Below are 7,827 nucleotides of genomic sequence, written 5' to 3' on the forward strand. Positions count from 1 at the left end.
GCTCGCCGGTCAGCTCTTGCTGAGGACCTCGCCACGCTCCTCGGCCAGGCCTTCCCGGCTTACTGACGGATAATCATAGTCCGGCACCGGACGGGGAGTTGCCTTCTTCCGCCGGTCGAGCACGGCGCCGGTGACGGCGATCACCAGGCCGATCAGCGCGACCCCGGTGACGAAGAGCAGTGCGGGCCGGTAGCCGTCCAGCTGGGCCTGGGCGCTGGTGCCCCCGCCGTTGCCGGCGGTGATGATCGCGGTGGCGCCGGCCAGCACGACCGCGGTGCCCACCTGGATCGCGGTGTTCACCAGTCCGGAGGCGAGCCCCTGCTCCTCGTCGGCCACCCCGTCGGTGGCGGCGATGTTCACCGAGGGGAAGGCCAGCGCGAAGCCGATGCCCAGCAGGACGATCGAGGGCAGCACCAGGGCCGGGTAGGAGCTGTGCTCGTCCAGCCGCAGGAACAGGGCGAAGGCGGCGACCAGGGCGAGCAGGCCGATCGGCAGCAGCCGGCCGGTGCCGAAGCGGTCCACCACCGGGCCCATGAACGGCGCCGAGAGGGCGATCATCGCACCGGCCGGGAGCAGCCCGAGCGCCATCGCCAGGGCCGACCAGCCGAGCAGGTCCTGCAGGTAGAGGGTGACCACGAACTGGAAGCCGCCGTACGCGCCGGCCATCGCGAAGGCGATCACATTGGCCCGGGCGACCCCGCCGTTGCGGAAGATGCCGAGGCGGACCAGCGGGTGCGCGGTGCGGCTCTCGGTCACCAGGAAGGCCGCCACGAGCAGCACCACGGCGGCCAGCGAGCCCAGGGTGCGCAGGCTGAGCCAGCCGGCGCCCTGCGCCTCGGTGGCGGTGAAGACCAGCAGCAGCACGGCGGCGGTGCCGGTGATCGCGCCGAGCACGTCGTAGCGCCCGTGCGCCTTCTCCTCGACGGGGCGGGGCAGCAGCCGCACGGCGAAGGCCAGGGCGATCAGCGCGATCGGGACCGGCATCAGGAAGGTCCAGCGCCAGCCGACCGAGGTGAGCAGTCCGCTGAGCACCAGGCCGAGCGAGAAGCCGCTGGCGCCGCAGGTGGTGTAGATCGACAGCGCCCGGTTGCGGGCCGGGCCCTCGGGGAACGTCGTGGTGATGATCGACAGGCCGGCCGGGGCGGTGAAGGCGGCCGCGACGCCCTTGAGGAAGCGGGCGGCGATCAGCAGGCCGCCGTCGTCGACCAGGCCGCCGAGCAGGGAGGCGGCGGCGAAGACGGCGAGCGCGGTCAGGAAGACCCGGCGGCGGCCGAGCAGGTCGGCGGTGCGGCCGCCGAGCAGCAGCAGGCCGCCGTAGCCGAGCACGTAGCCCGAGACCACCCACTGGAGGGTGGAGGTGGACAGGTGCAGTTCGGAGCCGATGGACGGGAGGGCGATGCCCACCATCGAGACGTCCAGGGCGTCCAGGAAGAGCGCGGCGCAGAGCACGATCAGCGTGCCCCAGAGGCGGGGAGTCCAGTGGGCCCCGGCAGATGACGGTGCGTCGGGTGTCGCGGCGGTCGCTGTGGTCATGGCGCAAGAGACTACATGCACATGCATCCAATGCAAGTGAATAAGATGTTAACGCAGTAATTGTGGTCGCCTGTGATACCGTGGCGGCGTGGCTGAACTCGACTCCCCGGCGGAGGCAGGTCTGGTCGCCCAGTGGCGCGACCTGCTGGCCCGGCATGCCCAGACCGCCTGCCTGCTGGACCGCGAGCTCGGCGAGAAACACGGGCTCGGCATGAGCGAGTTCGAGGTGCTGGAACGCCTGGTCGAGGGCTGCGACGGCACCGGCGGCGGGCTGCGGGTCCAGGAGCTCGCCCCCACCGTGCACCTCAGCCAGAGCGCGCTCTCCCGGCTGATCGGCCGGCTGGAGAAGGCCGGACTGGTCACCCGCGCGATGTGCGCCGACGACCGGCGCGGCATCAACGTCGCGCTGACCGGCGAGGGGCACCGGCGCTACACCGAGGCGCGCGCCCTGCACCGCGAGGTGCTCTCGCTCACCCTGGCCGACGACCCGGCGCCCGGCTGCGGGCCGGCCACCGGCTGACGTCGCGTCAACCCGCTCTCCGGGCCCGAGAGTTCACGGGCCCGGTGCACGGATCCTCCGGCGCCGGCCGGCGCTCAGCGCAGGGCGAGCAGGCCCGGCGCGGCGGCCAGCACGACGACCGCGGCGGGAGCCGCCAGGGCGGCCAGGGTCAGCTGCAGCCGGCTCGGCACCGACAGCCGCGGCCGCCCCGCCAGCAGCCGGTCCACCCGCTTCGGCGACTGCGCCAGCCCGGGCGGGCAGGAGCCGAACACCCCGCGCCCCAGATTGATCTCGGCCAGCGCCAGGGCCGTGGTGTGCCGCCCGTGCCGGCGCGCCGCCCGGTCGTCCGCCGCCAGCTCCACCAGCTCGCCCACCTGGTCCCGGAAGGCGCTGAACACCCCGACCCCCGGGAACCCCGAGGCGAGCGCCTGGGCACCCTGGGCCAGCCAGTGGTGCCGGGCCCGGACGTGCCCGCGCTCGTGGCTGAGAACCGCCGCCAGCTCCCGGTCGGTCAGCTGCCGCATCGCCCCGGTGGTCACCACCAGCCGGGATTCGTGCCCCGGCAGCGACCACGCCTCCGGACGGACGTTCTCCAGCACCACCAGCCGCTCCCGGCGCGGCCGGGCGCCGTGGCCCGAGGACGGCTCGATCGACTCCGGCAACGGCGGTGACAGCTGGGCGAGTTGGGCGTGCCGCCGGTCGCGCAGCGCCTTCGCCGTACGGACCTCCCGGGTCAGCGCCAGCACCGTCTGCAGCCCGCCCGCCGCCAGCACCGCCGCGCAGAGCCGGCCCCAGCCCTCGGCGTTGTGCAACCCGTACGCGGCCTCCACCCCGGTGGGCGCGCCGGAGAACAGCACCGAGCGCAGCGCGGGGAGGGCGGCCATCGCGGCGAGCACCAGGCTCAGCGCGCAGCACAGCAGCACGGCCACCACCAGGCACTGCCAGACCAGCAGCGCCAGCACCGGTTCGCGTTCCACCCAGCGCGCCCGGGCCAGCAGCCGCGGGGCGGCCGTCGCGAGCAGCAGTCCGAGCAGCAGCAGGCCGAGCAGGGCCGTCATGGCATGGGCTCCCCGAGGACGCACGGAGCGCGACAGTGCGCTTCCCGCCAACTTATGCGCTGCCGGGGCGCGGTGGTACGCATTCCGGCCGGCCAGTGACCAACGCCACGGCGACGCGGCGGCGCGGCGGGTTCCGCATGCGGCGCGCGACCGCTACATGGTCAGGAGCATGGCGAACATGCCGATCACCACCGACAGCCGGCAGGCCCGCGGCAGCCCGGCCGAGACCGCCGGCACCGCACCGCCCGGCCCGCTCAGCAGCCGGCTGCCGGACCACAGCGCGTACCCCCCGAAGTAGAGGAGCAGCACACCGGTCAGCGCCGGCCAGCCCGGCGCCGCGTGATGACCGGCGTGGCCGGGCGCCGCCGCCATCACCAGCGCCATGTACGTCATCGCCAGCGCGCCCACCGCGTGGTGCAGCCGGTGCGCGCGCCGCGCCGGGCGGCGGACGGCCGCGAGCAGCAGGAGCACCGCCGGCGGACCGTACACCCAGGCCCATACCTCGCCCGGCACCGCCGTCCCGGTCACCGCCATGGCCGCCATCCCGCAGCCCATCAGTCCCTCGGCGAGATCCGACTCGTGGGTGCGCAGCCGCGGACCGGCGGGCGCGGCCCGCCCCCGCGCCGGTGCGCACGGCGTGCGGCGCAGCCGGGAGAGGCAGTAGCCCCCGGAGGCCGCGCCGAGGACGGCGAGCAGCCAGCTGACCAGGTTCGGACCGTGCAACGTCGGCCTCCCGGGCGGCGCGGACGGGCGTTCGGTCCACGGTCGCCGCCCGCCGCCCCGGGCAGCAGGGCGCGAACGGGGGCGCACGGAGGTGCCCGTCGCGCAGCGCCCGGCGGCCCCGCGCCGGTCGGCCGCTTCGCGTCCGGCGTCGCCCGCCGCCCCCGGTGGCGGCGCCCCGGCACGCGCGGCATGGTCGGCTTGGGGGCCTTCGTCCGGCCGCGTCCGGAAGGTCCCGCGGACCGTTCGCCCGCCCGCCGCTCGCGCCCGCAGGGCGGGCCGCCGAAGATCCGTCGCCAAGCCCCCCCTTGAACAGAAGAACCTTTCGTACTTATGGTGGTCTCGTTGAAAACCCTCCTGTCGAAGTGAGTCCACGATGCAGAATCTTTCGCCAAGGCTCGCTGTGGCGGCCGACGCCCCGGCCCAGAACCTCGCCGAGCACCCGGCCTGGCTGCGACTGAAGGAGGCCGTCGAGAACCTGCGCCCGCTGCAGTCCAAGGACGGCTCCATCGACCTGTCGGCCGTGCAGCGCCACACCGTCGACCCGCTGGTCGCCACCGTGCGCACCGCCGTCGCGGAGCTGGCCCCGCACTTCCCGCACGACGCCGCCTACCTGGCCGCCGTCGACGCCGACCTCGCCAAGTGGGCCGACACCGGCTACCGGGAGCCCGACTTCCTGGACTCGCTGCTCGCCTTCCAGCCCGCCGACCAGCGCGAGGACGGCCTGCAGCACCTGGTCGTCTTCCCGATGTACACCCAGAACGGCAACCCGAACCGCAACCTCGAAGCCGTCCTGCTGAACGTCGTCTGGCCCGAGTGGCTCGCCGAGCTGGAGCGCACCCGCTTCGACAACCCGATGTTCGTGCCGATCACCTTCACCGACTTCACGGCCGGCTACGACACCAACTCCGCCGTCCTCTTCCCCGAGACCGTCGCCGTGCGCAAGGCGCCGGAACGTTTCACCTGGGGCGGCATCTTCTGCGACCGCGAGGCCGCCCGCTTCCGCGTCGTCACCTCCAACGCCGTCGACCTGCTCGGCCTGGAGATCCCCGCCGACGCCGAAAGCCTGCTGGGGGACCAGGAGCGCACCCAGCAGACCTTCGTGCTCTGGGACCTCATCCACGACCGGACCCACAGCCACGGCGACCTGCCGTTCGACCCCTTCATGATCAAGCAGCGCAGCCCGTTCTGGATGTACGGCCTGGAGGAGCTCCGCTGCGACCTCACCACCTTCAAGGAGGCGGTGCAGCTGGAGTCCGAGGGCAACGAGCACGCCCGCGACGTCCAGTACGCCGTCCTCTTCGACCGCCTCTTCCGCTTCCCGCTCAGCGGCGACCGCGTGCGCAACTACGACGGCATGGGCGGCCAGCTGCTCTTCGCCTACCTGCACAAGCACAACGCCCTGCAGTGGCGCGACAACCGCCTGAGCATCGACTGGGACCGCGCCCCGCAGGTCACCAACGCGCTCTGCGCCGAGATCGAGACCCTCTACCGCGACGGCATCGATCGCCCCAAGCCGGCCCACTGGGTCGCCGCCTACGAGCTGGTCTCCCGCTACCTCACCCCGCACCCCGCCTCCACCTGGGCCAAGGGCACCGAGGCGCTGCCGTTCGACCTCACCGACCCCAAGGCGCTCAACAAGGCCCTGTGCGACGCTGTGCTCCCCGACGAGTTCCCGCTGAGCATGTTCTACGAGGCCCTCTCGAAGAAGCTCGGCGGCGTCATCGCCTCGACCGCCGGCATCACCGGCGCCGGCCTGCAGGGAGCTGCCGCGTGACCACCGCACCCAAGGGACCGCTGACCGGCAAGGTCATCGCCGTCGCCGGAGCCAGCGGCCCGGCCGGCCAGGCCGTGCTGCGCCGCCTCGCGGCCGACGGCGCCACCGTCATCGGCGCCGACATCGACGCCCAGCGCCTGGAGACCGCGCTCGACACCGTCCGCGTCGCCGTGCGCGGAGCGCGGATCAGCGGCCAGGTCATCGACCTCCTCGACCCGCAGGAGGTCCACGACTGGGCCGACCACCTGGAGGCCGAGCACGGCCACGTCGACGGCGTGTTCCACCTCGTCGGCGGCTGGCGCGGCAGCAAGACCTTCTTCGAGAGCCGGATCGACGACTGGGACTTCCTGCACGACACCGTCGTGCGCACCCTCCAGCACACCTCGCTGGCGTTCCAGCCCGCGCTGCTGCGCAGCGAGGCCGGCCGGTACGCGATGATCTCCGCCGCCGCCGCCCATAAGCCCACCTCGGGCGGTGCCGCCTACGCCGCCGCCAAGGCCGCCACCGAGGCCTGGACGCTCGCCATGGCGGACTCCTTCCGCAAGGAGACCACCGCCGAGGACGGCAAGCCCACCGCCGCGGCTGCGATCCTGGTCATCAAGGCGTTGGTCAGTCCCGAGATGCGGGCCGAGAAGCCGGACGCCAAGTTCGCCGGCTTCACCGACACCGCCGACCTCGCCGCACACCTGGCGGGCCTCTGGGACCGCCCCGCAGAAGAACTGAACGGACAGCACCTGTGGCTGACAGCCCGATGACCGACCCCTCCGGCAGCACGGACGCGGTACGGCGGCACGACCCCGCCGTCCGCGGCTTCGCCAGCGACAACTACGCCGGCGTGCATCCCGAGATCCTCGCCGCGATAGCCCTCGCCAACGGCGGCCACCAGGTCGCCTACGGCGAGGACGACTACACCGCCCACCTGCAGGACGTCTTCCGCCGCCACTTCGGCGAGCAGGCCGAGGCGTACCCCGTCTTCAACGGCACCGGCGCCAACGTCGTCGCCCTGCAGGCCCTGCTCCCGCGCTGGGGCGCGGTGATCGCCGCCGACACCGCCCACATCAACGTGGACGAGGGCGGCGCGCCGGAGAAGATGGGCGGCATCAAGCTGCTCACCGTCCCCACCCCGGACGGCAAGCTCACCCCCGAGCTCATCGACCAGCAGGCCTGGGGCTACGGCGACGAGCACCGCGCGCAGCCGCTCGCGGTCTCGATCACCCAGAGCACCGAGCTCGGCACCCTCTACACCGTGGAGGAGATCCGGGCGATCGTCGACCACGCGCACCAGCTCGGCATGCTGGTCCACGTGGACGGCTCGCGCCTGGCCAACGCCGCCGCCTCGCTGGGCGTGCCGCTGCGCGCCTTCACCACCGACGTGGGCGTCGACGTGCTGTCCTTCGGCGGTACGAAGAACGGCCTGCTGTTCGGCGAGTGCGTGGTCGTGCTCAACCCGGAGAAGGTCCGGAACATCAAGTTCCTGCGCAAGACCTCGATGCAGCTCGCGTCGAAGATGCGTTTCGTCTCGGTCCAGTTCGAGGCGCTGCTCTCCGGCGACCTCTACCTCCGCAACGCCGGCCACGCCAACGCGATGGCCACGCGACTGGAGACGGCCGTCCGCGCGATCGACGGGGTGACCGTCGTGCGCCCGGCCCAGGCCAACGCGGTGTTCGCGATCCTCCCGCGCGAGGTGAGCGAGCGGCTGCAGAAGCGCTACCGCTTCTACTTCTGGAACGAGCACACCGGCGAGGTCCGCTGGATGTGTTCCTTCGACACCACGGAGGCCGACATCGACGCCTTCGCGGCGGCCATCGCCGAGGAGATGGGCCGCGCCTGAGGCCGGCTCCGGACCGCGGATCGTCCCGTCCTGCGCGAGCAGGGCGGGACGATTTGCATGTGGCGTCCTCGTCCCCGTACAGTTCCGGAGTCGCCGCGAGAGAGCGGGGACAAGCGGAAAGCGAAGTCGGCTGAATGAAACTCCGGAAAACGGAGCGGAAAACATCTGATAAGCTGGAAACACGAAAGAACGAAGCGCCCGGAGGGCCGGTGTGAAAGCCGCCTGATGGAAGCGTCCGTTCCTTGAGAACTCAACAGCGTGCCAAAAGTCAACGCCAGATATGTTGACATCCCCGGCCTCGGTCTTCGGATCGTGGTTGGAGATTCCTTTTGAAATAACACAGCGAGGACGCAGTGCGCGGGGCCGCCCTATTCCGGTGGTTGCCGTGCCGCTCAACGCGAGTGTGAAC

General features: G+C 72.4%; 7 protein-coding genes. 4 read left to right on the forward strand and 3 right to left on the reverse strand.

Annotated features, from left to right (window positions below; translation table 11 throughout):
* Positions 1-9: 9 nt before the first annotated feature.
* Positions 10-1,533, reverse strand: a complete 1,524-nt coding sequence (locus tag ACFVVL_RS25900) for an MFS transporter (RefSeq protein WP_387679123.1) — start codon at positions 1,531-1,533, stop codon at positions 10-12.
* Between the two features lie 88 nt (positions 1,534-1,621).
* Here ACFVVL_RS25900 and ACFVVL_RS25905 point away from each other — a divergent pair, with 88 nt between their 5' ends.
* Positions 1,622-2,053, forward strand: coding sequence for a MarR family winged helix-turn-helix transcriptional regulator (locus ACFVVL_RS25905; RefSeq protein ID WP_380297811.1), 432 nt, complete (start codon positions 1,622-1,624; stop codon positions 2,051-2,053).
* 74 nt (positions 2,054-2,127) lie between these two features.
* On the opposite strand, the gene ACFVVL_RS25910 is transcribed toward ACFVVL_RS25905, so the two are convergent.
* Both ACFVVL_RS25910 and ACFVVL_RS25915 read right to left on the reverse strand, forming a co-directional pair.
* The gene (locus ACFVVL_RS25910; RefSeq protein ID WP_380297810.1) at positions 2,128-3,090 is read right to left on the reverse strand and encodes a M56 family metallopeptidase; all 963 of its coding nucleotides are present in this window, start codon (positions 3,088-3,090) and stop codon (positions 2,128-2,130) included.
* Positions 3,091-3,243: 153 nt separating this feature from the next.
* Positions 3,244-3,813 (reverse strand): DUF5134 domain-containing protein, encoded by a 570-nt coding sequence (locus tag ACFVVL_RS25915; RefSeq protein WP_387679127.1) that lies wholly within the window; start codon positions 3,811-3,813, stop codon positions 3,244-3,246.
* Between the two features lie 373 nt (positions 3,814-4,186).
* Here ACFVVL_RS25915 and ACFVVL_RS25920 point away from each other — a divergent pair, with 373 nt between their 5' ends.
* From ACFVVL_RS25920 to ACFVVL_RS25930, 3 genes are read left to right on the forward strand one after another with little or no spacing between them, the layout of a single operon-like run.
* Complete coding sequence (locus ACFVVL_RS25920; RefSeq protein WP_380297807.1) at positions 4,187-5,587, forward strand: DUF6421 family protein; 1,401 nt, start codon at positions 4,187-4,189, stop codon at positions 5,585-5,587.
* Positions 5,584-6,342, forward strand: a complete 759-nt coding sequence (locus tag ACFVVL_RS25925) for an SDR family oxidoreductase (RefSeq protein ID WP_380297805.1) — start codon at positions 5,584-5,586, stop codon at positions 6,340-6,342. Before ACFVVL_RS25920 ends, ACFVVL_RS25925 begins: the two co-directional genes overlap by 4 nt.
* Positions 6,339-7,418 (forward strand): threonine aldolase family protein, encoded by a 1,080-nt coding sequence (locus tag ACFVVL_RS25930; RefSeq protein ID WP_380297816.1) that lies wholly within the window; start codon positions 6,339-6,341, stop codon positions 7,416-7,418. The genes ACFVVL_RS25925 and ACFVVL_RS25930 overlap by 4 nt, the downstream gene beginning before the upstream one ends.
* Positions 7,419-7,827: the final 409 nt, after the last annotated feature.

It is taken from the genome of Kitasatospora sp. NPDC058115 (genome assembly GCF_042884635.1).
Taxonomy (GTDB): domain Bacteria; phylum Actinomycetota; class Actinomycetes; order Streptomycetales; family Streptomycetaceae; genus Kitasatospora.

What these genes read in the sequence shown, in the direction of transcription:
- ACFVVL_RS25930 (WP_380297816.1), top strand. Translation starts at nt 6,339, where the DNA reads ATGACCGACCCCTCCGGCAGCACGGACGCGGTACGGCGGCACGACCCC.
- ACFVVL_RS25900 (WP_387679123.1), bottom strand. Translation starts at nt 1,533, where the DNA reads ATGACCACAGCGACCGCCGCGACACCCGACGCACCGTCATCTGCCGGG.
- ACFVVL_RS25920 (WP_380297807.1), top strand. Translation starts at nt 4,187, where the DNA reads ATGCAGAATCTTTCGCCAAGGCTCGCTGTGGCGGCCGACGCCCCGGCC.
- ACFVVL_RS25910 (WP_380297810.1), bottom strand. Translation starts at nt 3,090, where the DNA reads ATGACGGCCCTGCTCGGCCTGCTGCTGCTCGGACTGCTGCTCGCGACG.